The sequence below is a fragment of the Mycolicibacterium cosmeticum genome (genome assembly GCF_000613185.1).
Taxonomy (GTDB): domain Bacteria; phylum Actinomycetota; class Actinomycetes; order Mycobacteriales; family Mycobacteriaceae; genus Mycobacterium; species Mycobacterium cosmeticum.
In genome coordinates, this window is record NZ_CCBB010000001.1 from 2905248 (window position 1) to 2924038 (window position 18791).

The 18791-nt window shown below is 64.8% G+C and carries 15 protein-coding genes; 13 read left to right on the forward strand and 2 right to left on the reverse strand.

Annotation, left to right across the window (positions count from 1 at the left end):
* Positions 1 to 75 precede the first annotated feature (75 nt).
* From BN977_RS14075 to BN977_RS14120, 10 genes are all read left to right on the forward strand, one after another.
* Positions 76 to 507 (forward strand): DUF5318 family protein, encoded by a 432-nt coding sequence (locus tag BN977_RS14075; protein WP_024452439.1) that lies wholly within the window; start codon positions 76 to 78, stop codon positions 505 to 507.
* The gene (locus tag BN977_RS14080) at positions 500 to 2914 is read left to right on the forward strand and encodes a transglycosylase domain-containing protein (protein WP_084172500.1); all 2415 of its coding nucleotides are present in this window, start codon (positions 500 to 502) and stop codon (positions 2912 to 2914) included. The genes BN977_RS14075 and BN977_RS14080 overlap by 8 nt, the downstream gene beginning before the upstream one ends.
* A 38-nt stretch (positions 2915 to 2952) precedes the next feature.
* A complete protein-coding gene (locus BN977_RS14085; protein ID WP_191262624.1) occupies positions 2953 to 4623 on the forward strand; it encodes a glycosyltransferase family 87 protein in 1671 nt (556 codons plus the stop codon).
* A 151-nt stretch (positions 4624 to 4774) separates the two neighbouring features.
* Positions 4775 to 5065 carry a 30S ribosomal protein S6 gene (rpsF, locus tag BN977_RS14090; protein WP_018603055.1) on the forward strand — a complete coding sequence of 97 codons (291 nt, stop codon included), beginning with the start codon at positions 4775 to 4777 and terminating at the stop codon, positions 5063 to 5065.
* Positions 5066 to 5144: 79 nt separating this feature from the next.
* Positions 5145 to 5639, forward strand: a complete 495-nt coding sequence (locus BN977_RS14095; RefSeq protein ID WP_024452436.1) for a single-stranded DNA-binding protein — start codon at positions 5145 to 5147, stop codon at positions 5637 to 5639.
* A gap of 36 nt (positions 5640 to 5675) precedes the next feature.
* On the forward strand, positions 5676 to 5939 hold the full coding sequence (gene rpsR, locus BN977_RS14100; protein ID WP_024452435.1) for a 30S ribosomal protein S18: 264 nt from the start codon (positions 5676 to 5678) through the stop codon (positions 5937 to 5939).
* Positions 5940 to 5954: 15 nt separating this feature from the next.
* A complete protein-coding gene (gene rplI, locus BN977_RS14105; RefSeq protein WP_024452434.1) occupies positions 5955 to 6407 on the forward strand; it encodes a 50S ribosomal protein L9 in 453 nt (150 codons plus the stop codon).
* Between the two features lie 471 nt (positions 6408 to 6878).
* A complete protein-coding gene (gene dnaB, locus BN977_RS14110) occupies positions 6879 to 8258 on the forward strand; it encodes a replicative DNA helicase (RefSeq protein ID WP_036397948.1) in 1380 nt (459 codons plus the stop codon).
* A gap of 304 nt (positions 8259 to 8562) precedes the next feature.
* Positions 8563 to 9207 (forward strand): abortive infection family protein, encoded by a 645-nt coding sequence (locus BN977_RS31460; protein ID WP_234709551.1) that lies wholly within the window; start codon positions 8563 to 8565, stop codon positions 9205 to 9207.
* A gap of 418 nt (positions 9208 to 9625) precedes the next feature.
* Complete coding sequence (locus tag BN977_RS14120; protein ID WP_131590114.1) at positions 9626 to 11407, forward strand: hypothetical protein; 1782 nt, start codon at positions 9626 to 9628, stop codon at positions 11405 to 11407.
* A 569-nt stretch (positions 11408 to 11976) separates the two neighbouring features.
* Here the strand turns inward: BN977_RS14120 and BN977_RS31885 are convergent.
* Positions 11977 to 12222 (reverse strand): antitoxin VbhA family protein, encoded by a 246-nt coding sequence (locus BN977_RS31885; RefSeq protein ID WP_109790118.1) that lies wholly within the window; start codon positions 12220 to 12222, stop codon positions 11977 to 11979.
* A gap of 408 nt (positions 12223 to 12630) precedes the next feature.
* Here BN977_RS31885 and BN977_RS14125 point away from each other — a divergent pair, with 408 nt between their 5' ends.
* From BN977_RS14125 to BN977_RS14135, 3 genes are read left to right on the forward strand one after another with little or no spacing between them, the layout of a single operon-like run.
* Complete coding sequence (locus BN977_RS14125; protein ID WP_234709552.1) at positions 12631 to 13386, forward strand: TnsA-like heteromeric transposase endonuclease subunit; 756 nt, start codon at positions 12631 to 12633, stop codon at positions 13384 to 13386.
* Positions 13383 to 15512, forward strand: coding sequence for a TnsB C-terminal domain-containing protein (locus BN977_RS14130; protein ID WP_036397950.1), 2130 nt, complete (start codon positions 13383 to 13385; stop codon positions 15510 to 15512). The genes BN977_RS14125 and BN977_RS14130 overlap by 4 nt, the downstream gene beginning before the upstream one ends.
* Positions 15509 to 16579 (forward strand): TniB family NTP-binding protein, encoded by a 1071-nt coding sequence (locus tag BN977_RS14135; protein ID WP_036397951.1) that lies wholly within the window; start codon positions 15509 to 15511, stop codon positions 16577 to 16579. Before BN977_RS14130 ends, BN977_RS14135 begins: the two co-directional genes overlap by 4 nt.
* A 37-nt stretch (positions 16580 to 16616) precedes the next feature.
* Here the strand turns inward: BN977_RS14135 and BN977_RS32675 are convergent, their stop codons facing one another.
* Entirely contained in the window at positions 16617 to 18761 is a 2145-nt protein-coding gene (locus BN977_RS32675) for a TniQ family protein (protein ID WP_165576318.1), read from the reverse strand.
* Between the last annotated feature and the right edge of the window lie 30 nt (positions 18762 to 18791).

The window sequence follows — 18791 nt, forward strand, 5'->3', positions numbered from 1 at the left end:
AAGATCGTATTGCGGGGGCACTCGTGGCGCTGGTCCGCACTCGACTGCCCAGCCGGCCGACGTACTCTGGTCAACGTGCGATTGCAGCGACAGGTGGTGGATTACGCGCTCCGGCGCCGATCCCTGCTGGCCGAGGTGTACTCCGGGCGGACCGGTGTCACCGAGGTGTGCGACGCCAATCCCTACTTATTGCGCGCCGCCAAGTACCACGGGAAGCCCAGTTCGGTGATGTGCCCGATCTGCCGCAAGGAACAGCTCACCCTGGTGTCGTGGGTCTTCGGTGACCACCTCGGTCCGGTGTCGGGTTCGGCCCGCACCGCCGAAGAGTTGGTCCTGCTGGCGACGCGCTACGACGAGTTCGCGGTACATGTGGTGGAGGTATGCCGGACCTGCAGTTGGAATCACCTGGTCAAGTCCTACGTGTTGGGAACGCCGAGGCCGCCCAAGGCCCCCAAGGCGCCCCGCACTCGAACGGCGCGTTCCGGCGCGCGTACGGCCAGTGAATAGCGAAGGGCGCCATACGAGGTCAGCGGGGGATGCCGAACGGGAGCAGGCCGCTGCCCCGGGCGCACACCGCCGGGCCAACGTCGCGCCCGATGACCGGCAGACCACCCTGCTGCCGCCGGTGCGCAACCCCACCGAGCCGCACCTGCGCGACCCCATCGACGTCGTCAAGGCTGCACTCGACGGTGCGCCCCCGCGTAAACCGCCGTCACCACCGCCGGTGCCGCCGCGCCCGCCCGTCGGCGGGCCGCCGCCCGGCCCCACCGGGCCGCCCAAGCCGCCGCGCGCCGGCTTCCAGTGGAAGTGGGTGCGCCGGGCGGTCTACCTCGGGCTGGTGCTGTTCCTGGTGCTGCCGTTCGTCACGTTCGCGATGGCCTACCTCATCGTCGACGTGCCCAAGCCCGGGGACATCCGCACCGCGCAGGTGTCGACGATCCTGGCCAGCGACGGCAGCGAGCTGGCGAGAATCGTTCCGCCGGAAGGCAACCGCGTCGACGTCAGCATCAACCAGATCCCGGTGCACGTCCGTGACGCCGTGATGGCCGCCGAAGACCGGGACTTCTACAGCAATCCGGGCTTCTCGCTGTCCGGGTTCGCCCGCGCCTTCAAGAACAACATCTTCGGCGGTGACCTGCAGGGCGGATCGACCATCACCCAGCAGTACGTGAAGAACGCCTTGGTGGGCGACGCCCGCTCCGGGGTGGGCGGCCTGGTGCGAAAAGCGAAAGAACTCGTCATCTCGACGAAGATGTCGCGTGAGTGGAGCAAGGACCAGGTCCTGGAGTCCTACCTCAACATCATCTACTTCGGCCGCGGCGCCTACGGCATCTCGGCCGCCGCCAAGGCCTATTTCGACAAGCCCGTCGAACAGCTCAACGTCGCCGAGGGCGCGCTGCTGGCCGCGCTGATCCAGCGCCCGTCCACCCTGGACCCCGCCGTCGACCCGGAGGGCGCGGCCGACCGGTGGAACTGGGTGCTCGACGGCATGGTCGACATCGGCGCGCTGTCCAAGACCGACCGGGCCGCGCAGGTGTTCCCGCCGACGGTGCCACCCGAGCAGGCCAGCCAGCAGAACCAGACCACCGGGCCCAACGGCCTGATCGAACGGCAGGTCACCAAGGAGCTGCTGGACCTGTTCAACATCAACGAGCAGACGCTGAACACCGAGGGCCTGCAGGTCACCACCACCATCGACCCGACCGCGCAGAAGGCGGCCGAGGACGCGGTCACCAAGACGCTGGACGGGCAGATGCCCGATATGCGCGCGGCGGCGGTGTCCATCGACCCGAAGACCGGCGGCATCAAGGCCTACTACGGCGGATCGGATGCGCAGGGCTTCGATTTCGCGCAGGCCGGATTGCCGACGGGCTCGTCGTTCAAGGTGTTCGCGTTGGTGGCGGCGCTGCAGCAGGGCATCGGGCTGGGCTACCAGATCGACAGTTCACCCGTGACCGTCAACGGCATCAAGATCACCAACGTGGAGGGTGAGGGCTGCGGCGTCTGCAATATCGCCGAGGCGCTCAAGCGCTCGCTCAACACCAGCTACTACCGGCTGATGCTCAAACTCAAGAACGGGCCGCAGGACGTCGCCGACGCCGCGCACCAGGCCGGCGTCGCCGAGAGTTTCCCCGGTGTCGACCACACGCTGAGCGAGGACGGCAAGGGCGGGCCGCCGAACAACGGCATCGTGCTGGGCCAGTATCAGAGCCGGGTGCTCGACATGGCCTCGGCATATGCCACGCTGGCGAACTCCGGCGTCTATCACAAGCCGCACTTCGTGCAGAAGGTCGTCGACTCCGACGGCAAGGTGCTCTTCGACGCCTCGCAGCAGAGCGACCAGGGCGAGCAGCGCATCGACAAGGCGGTCGCCGACAACGTCACCGCGGCGATGCAGCCGATCGCCGGCTGGTCCAACGGCCACAACCTGGCGGGCGGGCGGCCCTCGGCGGCCAAGACCGGCACCAACCAGCTCGGTGACACCGGCGCCAACCGGGACGCGTGGATGGTCGGCTACACCCCGTCGCTGTCGACGGCGGTGTGGGTGGGCACCACCTCGGGCACCAAGCCGCTGGTGAACCAGTGGGGTGGCCCGGTGTACGGCTCCGGGCTGCCTTCGGACATCTGGAAGGCGACCATGGACGGTGCGCTCAAGGGCACCGACAACGAGTCGTTCCCCAAGCCCACCGAGATCGGTGGCTATGCCGGGGTGCCGCAGGCGCCGCCGCCACCGCCGCCGGCACCTACCCCGCCCCCGGGCATGCCGTCGGAAACGGTGATCCAGCCGACGCTGGAGATCGCGCCGGGGGTGACCATCCCGTGGGGTCCGCCGACCACGGTGCCGATCGGGCCGCCCCCGCCCGGTGATCCCAACGCGCCGCCCCCGCCACCCGGAGCGCCGCCGCCACCGTGACAGAACCCGAAGAGCCGCAGACGGTTTCGCCTGCGCCGCTGGCTTCTCCTGAATCGCCAGCACCGCTGGCCCAAGCTGAATCGCCAGCACCGCTGGCCCAAGATCTACGCAGCGCCGACGATCGAGACCTGCCCAGCCGCACCGACGTGCTCGGCTCCGCGCTGTCGCAGACCATCGGTGGCCCCGTGGGGCGGCACGCGCTGATCGGGCGGGCGCGGTTCTTCACCCCGTTGCGGGCGATGCTGGTGATCGGCGTGATCTTCCTGGCGCTGGGCTATTCGACGAAGGCGGCGTGCCTGCAGTCGACCAGCACCGGCACCGCGGCCCAACGCGTCGCCAACTGGGAGAACCAGCGGGCCTATTACGAGCTGTGCTATTCGGACACGGTGCCGCTGTACACCGCGGAACTGTTGAACCAGGGCAAGTTTCCGTACAAGTCCAGCTGGGTCGACGTGGACAGCACCGGCAAACCGAACGTCCAATACGACGGCAGCCCCGCCATCCGCTACATGGAATATCCGGTGCTCACCGGGATCTACCAGTACCTGTCCATGACGCTGGCCAAGACCTACTCGGCGCTCACCACGCTGGTGTCGGTGCCGAAGGTGGCCGAGGTGGTGATGTTCTTCAACATCTCGGCGTTCGGACTGGCGCTGGCCTGGCTGGCGACGGTGTGGGCGACGGCGCTGCTGGCCGGACGCCGCATCTGGGACGCCGCCCTGGTCGCGGGGTCTCCGCTGCTGATCTTCCAGATCTTCACCAACTTCGATGCGCTCGCGGTGGCCTGCGCCACCGGTGCCCTGCTGGCCTGGGCACGGCGAAAACCCGTCCTGGCCGGCCTTCTCATCGGTGTCGGGGTGGCGCTCAAGCTGTACCCGCTGCTGCTGTTGGTGCCGCTGGTGCTGTTGGCACTGCGCACCGGCCGCTGGCGTGCGGTCGGAACCACCGCGCTGACCGCGGTGGTCACCTGGATCGTCGTGAACCTGCCTGTGCTGGTGCTCTTTCCGCGCGGTTGGTCGGAGTTCTTCCGGCTCAACGCCCGCCGCGGGGACGATATGGATTCGCTGTACAACGTGGTGAAGTCGTTCACCGGCTGGAAGGGCTTCGACCCGCATCTCGGGTTCTGGGAGCCGCCGTCGGTGACCAATGCGGTGACGGCGGTGCTGTTCGCGCTGTGCTGCGTGGGCATCGGCTACGTGGCGCTGACCGCGCGGCAGCGGCCACGGGTGGCGCAGCTGGCCTTCCTGGTGGTGGCGGCGTTCCTGATGACCAACAAGGTGTGGAGCCCGCAGTACTCGCTGTGGCTGGTGCCGCTGGCTGTACTGGCGCTGCCGCATCGGCGAATCCTGTTGGCGTGGATGACCATCGACGCGCTGGTGTGGATCCCGCGGATGCTGTTCCTGTACGGCGAGCAGAATCGCGGCCTGCCCGAGCAGTGGTTCACCGCGACGGTGCTGCTGCGCGATATCGCGGTGCTGGCGCTCATCGTACTGGTGATCCGCCAGATCTATGCGCCCGAGCTGGATCTGGTGCGCCGGCACGGCACCATCGACGACCCGTCCGGCGGGGTGTTCGCCGACGCGCCCGATGCGTTCCCGACCTGGGTGCCGGCCTGGCTGCGGCCGCGCCCCGTCTCGATCGGGCCGGAGCCGGCGCCCGAATCCGCCCCCGACGTTGAAAGTGCCGTTTCATCCGCGACGCGCGGCTGAGGTCGGATGGATCCGCACAAAAGCGGGTCGACCGGCGCGATTTCGCAGATCAGCGGGCAGACCTGTAACCTGGGCAGGTTGCCGACGCAGGCGACCCTCCTGCCACGGAACGACCGTGGCCGCAACGACCATAGGAGGTGATGGGTTTCTCATGCGTCCATACGAAATCATGGTCATTCTCGACCCCACTCTCGACGAGCGCACCGTAGCTCCCTCGCTGGAGACGTTCCTCAACGTCATCCGCAAGGACGGCGGTTCCGTCGACAAGGTCGACATCTGGGGCCGTCGCCGGCTGGCGTACGAGATCGCCAAGCACGCCGAGGGCATCTACGCCGTCGTCGACGTGAAGGCCGAGCCCGCCACGGTGTCCGAGCTCGACCGTCAGCTCAACCTGAACGAGTCCGTGCTGCGGACCAAGGTGATGCGGACCGACAAGCACTAGGCCGATACTCGCCGCCGATGTCGGGTGACTTGCGTAGGCTCGCGCCCAACATAGGCTGCCCACTGCCCAGGAGGATCTTGTGGCTGGTGATACCACCATCACTGTTGTCGGAAATCTGACCGCCGACCCGGAACTGCGGTTCACGCCGTCCGGTGCGGCTGTCGCGAACTTCACGGTGGCGTCCACGCCCCGGACGTTCGACCGCCAGACCAATGAGTGGAAGGACGGCGAAGCGCTGTTCCTCCGCTGCAACATCTGGCGGGAGGCGGCCGAGAACGTGGCCGAGAGCCTCACCCGGGGTTCCCGCGTGATCGTCACCGGCCGGCTCAAGCAGCGGTCCTTCGAAACCCGCGAGGGTGAGAAGCGCACCGTCGTCGAGGTCGAGGTCGACGAGATCGGTCCGTCCCTGCGGTATGCGACGGCCAAGGTGAACAAGGCCAGCCGCGGTGGCGGCGGCGGTGGATTCGGCGGCGGATCGAGTCAGCCGCGCAGTGCGGAGCCGAAAGACGATCCGTGGGGCAGCGCCCCCGCGGCCGGCTCCTACAGCGGCGCTGACGAAGAACCGCCCTTCTGAAACAAGCACTTACACATTTGAGAAAGAGATAGACCCATGGCCAAATCCAGCAACAAGCGGCGGCCGGCGCCCGAGAAGCCGGTCAAGACCCGCAAGTGCGTGTTCTGCTCCAAGAAGGGCAAGAACCAGGACATCGACTACAAGGACACCGCGCTGCTGCGCACCTACATCAGCGAGCGCGGCAAGATCCGTGCCCGTCGGGTGACCGGCAACTGCGTCCAGCACCAGCGCGACGTCGCCGTCGCCGTGAAGAACGCCCGTGAGGTGGCTCTGCTGCCGTTCGGTTCGTCGACGCGGTAAGGGAGGAACCACATCATGAAGCTGATTCTCACCGCTGAGGTCGACCACCTGGGTGTCGCCGGCGACGCCGTCGAGGTCAAGGACGGCTACGGCCGTAACTACCTGCTCCCGCGTGGGCTGGCCATCGTCGCCACCCGTGGCGCCGAGCGTCAGGCCGACGAGATCCGTCGGGCCCGCGAGACCAAGGAGATCCGCGGCGTCGAGCACGCCAACGAGGTCAAGCAGGCCATCGAGGCGCTCGGCCCGGTCGCGCTGCCCGTGCGGGCCGGCGAGGGCGGCAAGCTCTTCGGTTCGGTCACCCAGGCCTCCGTGGTCGCCGCCATCAAGAAGGCCGGCGGCCCGAACCTGGACAAGCGCACCGTCGAGTTGCCCAAGGCGCACATCAAGACCGTCGGGACGCACCCGGTCGGGGTGCGGCTGCATGCGGGCGTCACCGTGTCGGTGCCGCTCAACGTCGTCGCCGAGTAGTCAAGCGATTCCGGTAACGCCCGGGTGGGTCACCACCCGGGCGTTGTCGTGTCTCCAGCGAACGCATCCCGAAATTTGCTCCCAGCAACTGCAACCGACTGTTAACCTTGTCGGCCCTCGGCGGCAACACAACACGCCCGAGACGGCAACCCTGAACGACACGCCGGAGAAGTTTGCATCCACAACTTTGGACAGCGGGACGATAGCCTTGACCTGCACGTTGTTTGACTACCGGTGAGTTGATCCACAAGTTCTCCCCACCCGCTCAACACGGTTGTCCACGGCTGTCCACACGCCATCCACATCTTCATCAACAGGGCCGGTTGCACCCGGCTCAGCTACCACTAGTGTTGGCCGTCGCGACGCAATGGAGCTGACTCCGATCGGACTTGTCGGTGGGGTCTCTTACTGTCACGGCAGCTGTTCTCGAACACGCGTTCGGTGCTTGAAACGAAGGGGGAGGGACGCTTAGTGGCTGTCGTGGACGACCTCGGTCATCACGGTGTGGACGAGCCGCCCAGTGAGGATTTCGGGCGCCAGCCACCCCAGGACATGGCGGCCGAGCAGGCGGTGCTGGGCGGCATGATGCTCAGCAAGGACGCCATCGCGGACGTCCTGGAGCGCATGCAGCCCGGCGACTTCTACCGGCCCGCCCACCAAGACGTCGCGATGGTCATCCTGGATCTCTACGACCGCGGGGAGCCCGCCGACGCGGTGACCGTGGCGGCCGAGCTGGACCGGCGCGGCCAGCTGCGCCGGGTCGGTGGTGCGCCATATCTGCACACCCTGATCTCCACCGTGCCCACCGCGGCCAACGCCGGGTTCTACGCCGGGATCGTGGCCGAGAAGGCACTGCTGCGTCGGCTGGTCGAGGCCGGCACCCGGGTGGTGCAGTACGGGTACGCGGGAGCCGACGGCGCCGATGTGCACGACATCGTGGACCGGGCCCAGGCCGAGATCTACGACGTCACCGACAAGCGGCGCCAGTCCGAGGATTTCGTCCCGCTCGAGGATCTGCTGCAGCCCACCATGGACGAGATCGACGCGATCGCCTCGCAGGGCGGCATCTCCCGTGGCGTGCCGACCGGGTTCATCGACCTCGACGAGGTGACCAATGGGCTGCATGCCGGGCAGATGATCATCGTCGCGGCGAGGCCTGGTGTTGGGAAATCGACTCTGGGACTAGATTTTATGCGGTCCTGCTCCATCAAGCACCGGATGGCCAGCGTCATCTTCTCGCTGGAAATGAGCAAGTCCGAGATCGTGATGCGGCTGCTGTCGGCCGAGGCCAACATCAAGCTCGGAGACATGCGCTCCGGCCGGATGAACGATGACGACTGGACCCGGCTCGCCCGCCGTATGAGCGAGATCAGCGAGGCGCCGCTGTACATCGACGACTCGCCCAACCTGACCATGATGGAAATCCGGGCCAAGGCCCGGCGGCTGAAGAAGAAGGCAGACCTGCAGCTCATCGTCGTGGACTACATGCAGCTGATGACCTCGGGCAAGAAGTACGAGTCGCGTCAGCAGGAGGTGTCGGACTTTTCCCGAAGCCTCAAGCTGATGGCCAAGGAACTCGATGTCCCCGTGGTGGCGATCAGTCAGCTCAACCGTGGTCCCGAACAGCGCACCGACAAGCGGCCCCAGGTGTCGGATCTTCGCGAGTCGGGTTCACTCGAGCAGGACGCCGACATGGTCATCCTGTTGCACCGCCCCGACGCGATCGACCGTGACGATCCGCGCGGCGGTGAGGCCGACCTGATCCTGGGCAAGCACCGTAACGGGCCCACCGCGAATATCACTGTGGCGCACCAGCTGCACCTGTCGCGGTTCACGAATATGGCGCGGTAGTTCCGCGGCGGTGTGGCTTCTCAAGGTTTATGTCCAATTCTCAAGTGAAATGTCCACCTGATGTCCAATTGGACATTTAAGTGAGAATGCCGCCAGGCAGCACTTGCGGTGAGAGTAGGAAGTGCAAATCAATATGAGCCGTCCTCCTGTAAGCGCAGATATCGCTGCACGGTTTGGGCAGCTGTATAAGGGAGGCATCGACAGGCCCACACACCCGCAACTTTCAGCAGTGTTTAGGAGGTACGGCTTTGAAGACGTTGCGCCGTACGACCATTCGCAAGCAGGCCCGAACAAGGAGTTACGGGTGCGTAAGGTGCTCGAAGCGGTCGTTAGGAGGCCCCGGCACGCGCGCCCGATCATCGATGCCTTGCTGGTCGACCTCCGAGCACTTGGGTGCTTTACAAACGGAATCATTGAGCAAGATGTGATTTCAAGAGTTGCCGCGGCGTTCGCGACTCAAGGGTATGAGCTGACCGCCGAGGGTGAGCTCCGTCGACTGGGCGCAGTGGACCTATCGACCGGCGGCAGGCTGGCGCTCGATGAACAACTGGAGAGGTTGCTACGTGCAGAGGACGACCCCGCCCTTGCTATTGGCTCCGCCAAAGATCTTCTGGAGGCGATAGCGAAGTTCGTCCTCGACGAGCTGGATTGGCCGCACAGCGAAAAGGATGACTTCAGCAAGCTTTGGTACTTCGCGCGTGAGCGTCTGGGTCTTTTACCCCAGAACGTGGCGGCGGGGCCTGCGCAAGCTGAAATACGTGCAGTTCTCCAATCATCGTGGACTATCGCTTCGAAGGTAAACGAACTGCGCAACGACCATGGGACTGGCCATGGGCGGACGCTCCCGACCGGCATCACGCCGGAGATTGCTCAAATGGTCGTCCGTGAGGCCTGCAGCGTAGGCGAGCTGGCGCTCACCACACTCGATCGCCAGGTCGGTCGCCGGTAGTGGCGCCGGGTTTCGACTCGGTCAGGTCCAGTCACGTGGTGAACGACATCGCTATGGGAACTTCGAGAGCGATGCTATTGGTTGCCAGGCGAGATGACGGCTCGATCGTGTTCTGGACGTTCCCAAGGCTGCATGCCCTACACGCCAGCTTCGGCATTTCGGCGTAACTTCTCTGCACCGAGCCGGGCTGCTCGGTCTCCAAATAACCGGCACATTGCGAGCGTGACTCACCAGCCAGGTGAGCCGACCAGCCGTAGTGCTCCTAGCTCCGTCTTCGGTGGCGCACAACGCTTGGTCGGAACAAGCAGCACCGACGCAAAACCGAGGTGCGTGCTGGCCCGCCACTCATTCATTGTCGGCTGCCGGGGCTAATCTAATCGATCACGGGTCGTGGGGTCGGTTGCGGGAGGTTGGGCGGGTGCTGGGTTACCGTACGTTCTTCAACGTCGAGCGTCAGAGCCAACTGATCGGTCTTGTCGAGGGTCAGCTCCACTCCTGGATGAAGACCAAGGGTTGGAGCTACGACAATCTGGTCGAGGGCACCGTCGTCGACGTTGCCCGCGATACGCGTTGCGCGATACTCGGCGAGCAACTCCAAGACGGCTCCCGTACGCGACGTTTCCGGTTTCTACAGGACGGCCAGGGCGGTAAGTGGATCACCGAGCTGACCTATTACCAGAGCCGCAACGACGACGGCTGGGTATGGCTTGAGATCGAGCAGCCGGAAGGAACTCGCCGGGCCGGCACGCCGCGGCTAGCCAAGATGCTCGTTGAGGTGCTGGCGGTGCGGGACGGTGACAATACGCTGACTCCCCAACCGATGCCGACGGGTGCCTCGGAGGTCGACGACGTCATCGCCGCCGTGACCGATCCCAACCGCCGCGGGCTGCTGTTTGTTTCTGGGTCGAGCGACTCTGATATCCCGCTAGTGCAGTGGAACGGGTTCGTTTCCGGGATCCTGCGGGAGACCGTGGGTCTGAGTTCGGCATATCTGCTCGACCCCGAAGCGACCGAAGCGTTCAACAGCCGAATTTCCGAATCGCACAGGGTGAGCCCTTACACGGTCCGTACGTACCGTCCTCAAGTTCAACTCGATGAGCAGCTGGACTCTGAGCGGCACCGGATCCTGACGACCAACGCGATCATCAAGGATGATCCGCGGTGGCTGCAGCGTCTGCTGGGAAACCGAGCACGTGAGACTGCGATCAGCACCTCGCTGCCCTCGCCGGCGCACCGGGTGGACCGCCGCCTGCGCGACGCATTAGATATCCTGCTACTCGACCGCACCAGCTCGGCTACCGCTGAGAAGCTGGTGGACTTGCCGGAGGCAGCACAGCAGCCCGCGGTCACAGCCAGCCCGGACCATGTCACCAGCGTTCTGCAGTTGATGCTGCGGCAGCTGCTCGGCAATGACGCAGTGACGGACGATTCGTTGCGCCGCCTCGGCCAGCTGGCTTTGGACGGAAAGGTGGCACGGCAGGCAAGTGACGACGCCCGCCAGCGACTTGCCACTCTGGAGAACCAGGTCGACTCGGGCGCGGCTGCGGTCCGTCGGTTGACGGAACGTTTGGAGGACGAACAACTCGAACGTGCGCAGTCGGAAGAAGAGAACACGGAGATGGGACGCCAGATCCGGTTCCTCCAAACCAAACTAGCGTCAATGGGTTCCCAAGACGGCTGGGTGGTGCCTGACAAGACTCAAAGTGACACCGCACCAGGAAGTTTCGGCGAGCTATTCAGCCGACTGAATGAGTTCGAGCACATCGTCTTCACCGGAGACTCTAGCCACGCCCTGGAGCTCGATGACCATGAGGTGCTGGGAACCTGGGCCGCTAAGTGCTGGCGTGCGCTGCTGGCGCTGGAGGACTATGTCGAGTGGTCCCGGTCAGGCAAGTTTAGCGGCAGCGTCGAAACCTATTTGAACTCCACACCGGCTGGGGCGCACGGTTTTCCTGCCAAGCGGCATGCATCGAGCGAGTCCGAAGACGTTGGCAAGAACCCGAAGTACTGGCGGCCGCGGACACTGCCGGTCCCAACTGATGTGGATTCCGCCGGCGTGGTCTATATGGAGTCGCACTTTAAGATCGCTCAGTCGGGCCTGATCAGTCCTCGTATGCACTACTTTGACGACAACTCCAGGACCGGCAAGATCTACGTTGGTTACGTCGGCCGGCACCTGCCCACCCAGCGTACGAATTGAGTGTTGGCCAGTATCGAGACGGAGACCTGGTCACCGACGATTCGGTCCGCCAGAAGTGGCTGCCCGTAGAACAAATCGATGTCCCCACGATCAAGATCCAAGTACACGTGCGATAGATCAGAGGTTCGATTCGTAAACCTGCGTCGCCCGCCGCCTGGGTCCTCCGTGAAGTTGTGGCCCGACTGCAATGCGACGAGGAAGTGGGACCTATCGCTCCATTTACCCTATACCGGCTGTCACGCCAACGAGGTCGATGGATATATGTCCGCTCTGGAATCGGCCTATGGACCGTGTTATTACACGACTGCGGGGGACTAACAGAATCGGCGGCGTAGTCCTGAACGAGTTGGCACCAGAGTCGTTTCGCGACGGCGATGAGGGACTTCGGCTTCGGCCAGGTTTCACTCTCGTGTCGGACGAGTTGGGTGAAACCTGAGCCGACAGGGACCAACAAACCCGGCAGGGTGCCTATGGAAACGTCCGCACCGCCATACAGAGGAAGCACATCATTCTCGCGGCGCTGACGAGCACGCGAAGGAACTTGGGATCACTGATTCGCGGCATAGGCGCTAAGTCCTCTCATCGTAGATGGGTTCACTAGGTAGCCACGGGCTGTGTCGACGCTCGACGTTGTACCGGCATCGGACGCGGTGTACTAGTTCTGGAGCACGGATATGTCCTCGGATGTACGCGTCCTGGTCAGCCCGGGTGGCAGCAGTGCTCTGTGAGCCCTCAAGTTCGCTGCTGCGGCGGGCGGCGTGCACCGTCCGCTTTCGACGCGAGACCTCCCGGTGCTCATCTAACACTGTCACCACCTTCGATCGATTCTTCTTCGGCGCACGCGTCGTGCACCGATCCGGGGGCACGCCTTACCTAGTGCGTAGCAATGACGACCGTTACCGGGTGACCGATGTTCGGCAGCCTGGTACATCGTTTCCGTCGGCGGATAAGTGCGATTCTAGAGGTTCGAGGCATGCCGCAGCGTCGCATGCGAGGGCCGCAGACGGCTTTGCAGGCGATTAATTTCTCGACACTGAGAACATCTCCTGTGGCGGCGACATTCTCATCGTTGCGAAAAGCAATGTGATTGAGGTGAATTCGCGTCACAGAGAAGTGCATACTCGGTAACGCGGCGGTGTCGATCACACTCGGGGCGTAGTCACTCCGTACTAGTTAGTCGCACCATCAGCTCATCTGTCCCCCTGATGAGCGGAGTGCTGCCTGTGACTACCAAACTGCGAACAACGTTGTCGGTGCCTGAGCCTGGCGACATGACACTGGATATTCGGCTGCAGTCGGAAAAGGTTGTCCGCGTAGCGGCGACGAGGGTGAAGCCGGCCATGCTGGATGAGGCGTTGCCGTGGCGGACGTTCCGCATGTACTACGGCCAACCGCATTACTCGGGCACATACTGGTGCGCGACCGAGAACAGCACGGTCATCCATGAGTCGCGTCTGGAGCTGTCTCGCCTCATTTTGGCCGACTTTGACGCGAAGGTGAGCCACATTGTGGCGCAACCCTTCCTTCTGCGCGCGAAAGTCGACGGGACACGCCGACGGCACATTCCCGACTACTTCCTCAACACCTGTGACGGCCCTGTCGTGGTTGCAGTGAAACCACGCGACCAACTCGACAAGCCCAAGAACATCGACACATTTGCCTGGGTGCGCCGCGCAATCGAATTCATGGGTTGGCGCTTCGAGATCGCCAGTGAGACAGAGCCGGTGCTGATGGAGAACGTCCGGTTCCTAGCCGGGTACCGACGGTCCCGCTACGTCAATACCGACGCCTTGAAAGAACTACGCGGACTGGACTTGCACAACGTGTCGTTCGGCGACGCGCTTCGACAGGTGAGGCATACCCCGGCTCCGTTGGCGCGATCAGCGTTGCTGCACATGTTGTGGAGTCACGAAGTTTCAACCGATCTTAACGCTGTTCTCACCGACCGGAGCATTCTCATCGCTAGGAGCGCATCATGACCGACCCCGCCCGGTGCCGTATCGAAATTGGGACCCGGTGCCGCTACGACGGCAAGAATTACACTGTGTCTGAGCTACTTCCGACCACGTACGGCACTGACGTTCTCCTCAATTCGCCCGGCTCAATAGTTCGACTATCACTGGTTACCCTTGTCGAAGGCATTCGGGCGCAGATCATTCCGACTACCGCGGGCCCGTCATTCAACGATGAACTTGATCCCGCGCCGGTTATTCTGGCCTCGTTGACGGCCGGACAGACGCGGGAGATCCGCAAACGCTGTGACCACATTCGGGAAATGCTCAGCGGGTACCGCTCCGGTAGCGCCGAACTCAGGCAAGCCGACGAACCGCGACCGCAGTACGCGAGCAGCGAGCCCCTGCTAAGAAGATACGCCGCGAAGGCCGAGGAGCTCGGATACACGGTTCGGCATGTTCGCCGGATGGCCAAGGCCTACCAGCAGCACGGCGAAGCGGGCCTGGCCTCGGCGCGGTGGCAGGGCTCCAGCAAGACCGATCCGCGTTGGGTGCAGACGGCGTTGCAAATCATGGTCGAGCACACCAACGAGTCCAAACCGTCCCGTAAAGCGATCATCTTGCAGACCGCCAAGCGGCTGGAGCTGTGGTTCGGCCCCGGTGCGGTCGAGTTGCCCTCCCAGGCCACGGCCTATCGGGAGCTGGAGTGGCTTGATAAGCAGCACCGCACCTTCGGCGGGACCACGAAACGCAACCGCGACATCGCAGCCCGGTCGAAAAAGCCCCACGGCAAGCTGCGGCCGACGCGGCCGGGGGAGTACCTGATTCTGGACACCACCGCCCTCGACGTGTTCGCCCTCGACCCGAAAACTCTGCGCTGGGTAAGGGTCGAGCTGACCGTGGCGATGGACTGGTACACCCGATGTGTGGTGGGACGCCGCATGACGCCGGTGTCGACGAAGGCTGTCGACGCCGCCGCGGTGCTCTACCAGACCATGCGTCCCAAGCCGGCACACGAGCGGTGGCCCGCTTATGCGGTGTGGCCGGAACACGGTGTGCCGCGGGAAGTCCTGATCGACCCGGATCAGTTCGACCGCACCGGCAAGGGCGCCTCTGGCCCGGCGATCAACCCCGAGACCATCATCACCGACCACGGCAAGATCTACGTATCCGATCACCTCAACAGCGTCTGCCAGCGGCTGGGTATATCCATTCAACCGGCGCGCGTGCGAGTGGGCCGAGACAAAGGACCCCTGGAACGATTCTTTGGCACCGTCCGCGAGAAGCTCCTGCAGTACCTGCCCGGCTACAAAGGGCCCGACATCAACTCCCGCGGTCTTGATGTGGAAGACCATGCCTGCCTGTACATCGACCAACTGGAAGCGATCTTCGACGAGTGGGTCGCCTCTGTCTACCACCACACTAAGCACGACGGGCTCATTGATCCCGGCTTGCCGACGAAGAAGAGGTTAATCACGCCCTCGACGATGTATTCCCAGGGCCTGGCCCGCGCCGGCTACATCGAGGTACCGCGTGACCCGCAGCTGGCCTACGAGTTCCTGCAGGTGGAACCCCATGTCATCCAGCACTTCGGCATCAAGCGTGCCACCTTGAAGTACGGGGATTGCCAGCACAACATTCTCAACAAGTTGGCCACCATGCCGAGCCCGTACCGGGGAAGGCTGGCCAACAAGTGGCCGATTCACGTCGACCCCGACGACGTGTCACGTTGCTACATCAAACATCCCGACACCCGGGAATGGCACACGCTGACCTGGGAGCACGCCACCCGGTATCCCATGCCGTTCAGCGATGAGGCGCTGCGCTTCACCCGCAAACATGTGCTGCGCCGTGACGGGCTCGTCGAGGAGGAGACCGCGCTTGATGAGTTGTTGACGCGGTGGAACATCCGCCTCGGCGACAGTCCCGCCGACCGCCGTATCGCACTGCGGATGGCACGCCACGACGCCGACCTGAGCAGGCAGGCAGAGTCCGATGCCGAGGTGGTGGCGGCATTGACGTCGGTGCCGAAACCGCAGGACCACCCAACCCTGGCACCACCGGCGCCGCGCGAGGTGGAATTCAGCGACGACGACGACCCCGATGACGATGTGGAAGAAGACTTTCTCGACGAGGATCTGGAGTGGTCATGAACGACATGCAGAACCTCAGTATCGGCACCAAGGAGGGATGGCAGAAGGTCATCGAGGCCCCGCCCCGGCAACGGCCGGCAGTGCTGACGCTGCGAAAGATCCAGCGAATGAGTCAATCTGAGCAAGCTCGCTACAACAAGGAGCGGCGGCTGTGGCACGCCAACATGGGGGTATTGCGCACCCCGGCCCTCAGGGCGCTTCACGAGCAGCTGTGGGACACGATTGGCAGCAATGCACAGGACGGTGCCCGTGCTAAGGGCGCGGTCGCTCTCGAAGGGGACTCGAACCTCGGCAAGAGCACCGCGGTGGAACTGTTCGCCAAAGACTTTCACCTGCGAGAAATCGAGGAGAACGGTGCACTCACCGACGACGGGCATGAACGGCACCCCGTGGTACGCGTCACCCTCAGCGGCAACCCGACCATCCGCGATCTCAACGGGTCACTGCTGTACTACTTCAATCATGCGGGGCGGCTGCGGGGCAGCGCCGGCGATTTCGCCCGGCGCGCGCTCGATGTCTTCCTCGACTGTGAGGTACGGCTGCTGATCATCGACGACTTGCATTTCCTGCGGTGGGAATCGGCCGACGGAACGAAGGTTAGTAATCAGTTGAAGTATCTGGCGAATGATTTCCCGATCAGCATGCTGCTGGTCGGGGTCGGGCTGACCGACCTGGGTCTCTATAAGCAGGGTCGCACCTTCGGCAAGGCGGTCCTCGGACCGACCGCGCGGCGGACCACAAGTTGCGTGCTGAACCCGTTCCGCTACAAAGAATCCGATCATCGGAGGGAGTGGCGCACGGTGCTGCGAGCCGTCGAGCGCAGTCTGGTGTTGCCCAATCACGTGGACGGGACGTTGTCGCGGTCGTTGAGTGAGTACTTGTTTGAGCGAAGCACCGGGTACATGGGTTCGTTGATCAGTCTGATCACCCGCGGGTGCGCACGTGCGGTCCGGACTGGTGAGGAGGCACTCACTGAGGGGCTGCTGGACCAGGTGCGGATCGACGTGGCCGCCGAGGCCGAGCGCAAGCAGACGGCGAAGCTGCTGCGGGACTGCTACCCCCACTGAGCCATGTGACCGCCCGGCGCCCGCACCCAATGACCATTCATTTCGGTGCGCCGGGCGGGCGCCCCACGGACGACGGCCGCAGCGGGATGCCGTAGGCCCGGGCCAGCCGCCCCACGGTTTGGCGTGAGGCTCCGACCATCTCCCCAATCTTCTTCAGCGAAAGCTGTTGATTGAGGTAGAGCTCGGCGAACTGCTCCCGGGTCAATTGCCTTTGGGTGTCGGCGGTGACAGCTCCGGCGGCGCGGCGCTGCGCGGCAGTCTGCACGGGCCGCGGCGCCGGTTGGTCGTTGAGCACTTCCCGAACCAACTCGATGGGCACCCGCAGTCGTTCCGCGACGGCACTGAGGCGGCAGTCTCGTGGCTGAACGAGCGTGTGCAGCGCGGCGATATCGAGTGCGGAGTTGGCCTGTGGGCGACCGGTCCAGGAAGGCATGGCGTGTGCGGGAGGTGACCAGCGCAGTGGCTCATCGCGCAGGCCGTGGTCATCGAGGAATTGGCGCGCAACGTTGTCGAGTGCGGTCACCATCTCTGGATAGAGAACCCGGGGGATATCGGCGACGACGGCGCGGAATGCGGCGGTGCTGACGGCGTCGCTGCATAACCTGGCGGGCGAGCCGATGATCCGTTCGTAGAGCCAGCAGCGGATGAAGCGGATCCGCAGGCCGCTGCCCGGTGTAAATCCGACGTCCCGGCAAATTGTGTGCCACAACGCTTCCGGTAGCAGAGTGTCGGTTGAAAGGTGGCGGCGGCGTTCGTAGTCGATCGGCGCGGGATGTTCGGTGAGCAGATCGGCCATCTCTCCGAGCATCACGGCCGTTTCTGGCCAGTCCGGGCGCGCTGCTAACGCCTGGAGCACCCGTGAGGCCTGTTTACCCGTGGTGACGATGTCCAGGCTGCGGCAAGCCTGCTCGAGCTGGCGGTGGCCGGCGGCGAGCGCGACAGCCGCGCTGAGGGCGAGGCGCAGCTGCTCGAACCCGACGGCTGTGTCTGCCACGGGAAGGGCCCAGCGGTACCAGAACAACGCCGGTAGCGAGCGGTGCACGGGCGGCACGCGCTGCGGGGCTGGGCGCGGGTGCGGGCTGTGACAGCGGAGGCGGACTTGGAAGGCGTGCGCGAGGTGGGGAGTAAGGGCAGCGAGTTGCACGCTGGTGAGGGTGTCGCTGGTGCCATGAGCCCAGATCATGTTGGTGGGCGAGACGGCCAGGCCCTGCGCGCGCGATGAGGTGATCAGCCATCGGAGGTGCTCGCCGGCTGCGGGCACCGTGTCGGCGGCAAGTACCGGGGTCGCGGCGCAGGCGGCCACGGCGGTCTGCGCGGCCGTGGGGGGTGAGGGCACGGCGCTGTGCAGCCGATGGGCGGTTGACGACTCGACCGCCGCACGCAGCGGGTCCCGGGTGGTGCGGCCGATGCCGACGGCCTGCAGGTCGGCTGCTGAGCCGTAGCGCAGGGCACGCATCCCGAGAGCAGTCAGGTCGCGAAGATACTGCGCCGCGGTGACCGGCGCCTCCCGGTAGACGCCCTCGCCGGCGCACCCTGTTGCTACGACGGCAAGGATTGCCCGCTGCGCCTCCAGCGCGAGATGTGTCTTCGGGAGTCGTGGGGTTCTCGCGGCCGACAGGTCGGCGCCGCAGCGCGGTGAACCCCGACCGACGCCGCCGGGAAGTGCGCAACGCCCCGGCGCTGGCACGATCTCCAGAGGAATCGCGCGGGCGCGCTGTGGTCGCTGACAGTGCGGGCAGTCATCGGCGAGCAGACACCGGTGCGTGGGACAGGCAAAGGCCCACCTCAGGCGCCACCACAGCATCCAACGGCCGCCGCTGTCGGCCAGGCAAGCCGGGCAGTACCGCGATCCGGGCAGCGTGAAATCCCGCAGTGCCGCGTCATCGTCGGCAGCCTGTAGACCCAGGCCGCCGCGCAGCATGGAGGCCAGCACCCCGGTGTCGACCCCGGTGGCCGTCGATAGTGACTCCAAGTCCGTCGATGGCGTGTCGACAGGATGCCGGGACCGTCCGGTGCCGTCGGGGTCGCCAACGCCGACGGTGTCGAGGAGGTCTCCCCAGGCCGCCGGGCTGCGCGCGGCGAGCGCCTCCAACCACGAATCGAGCGCTTCACCCGGGATTGGAGCGAGGCGGACCGGCAGTGTGCGGATCCGGCGCGACGGCGTAGATGCGACGGGATTCACAGCATGATCTCCCGCGGTAATCGCAAATGT

Excerpts from the sequence above, each read along its gene's own strand:
- BN977_RS14135 (WP_036397951.1), top strand. The coding sequence starts at position 15,509 with ATGAACGACATGCAGAACCTCAGTATCGGCACCAAGGAGGGATGGCAG.
- rplI (WP_024452434.1), top strand. The coding sequence starts at position 5,955 with ATGAAGCTGATTCTCACCGCTGAGGTCGACCACCTGGGTGTCGCCGGC.
- BN977_RS14130 (WP_036397950.1), top strand. The coding sequence starts at position 13,383 with ATGACCGACCCCGCCCGGTGCCGTATCGAAATTGGGACCCGGTGCCGC.
- rpsF (WP_018603055.1), top strand. The coding sequence starts at position 4,775 with ATGCGTCCATACGAAATCATGGTCATTCTCGACCCCACTCTCGACGAG.
- rpsR (WP_024452435.1), top strand. The coding sequence starts at position 5,676 with ATGGCCAAATCCAGCAACAAGCGGCGGCCGGCGCCCGAGAAGCCGGTC.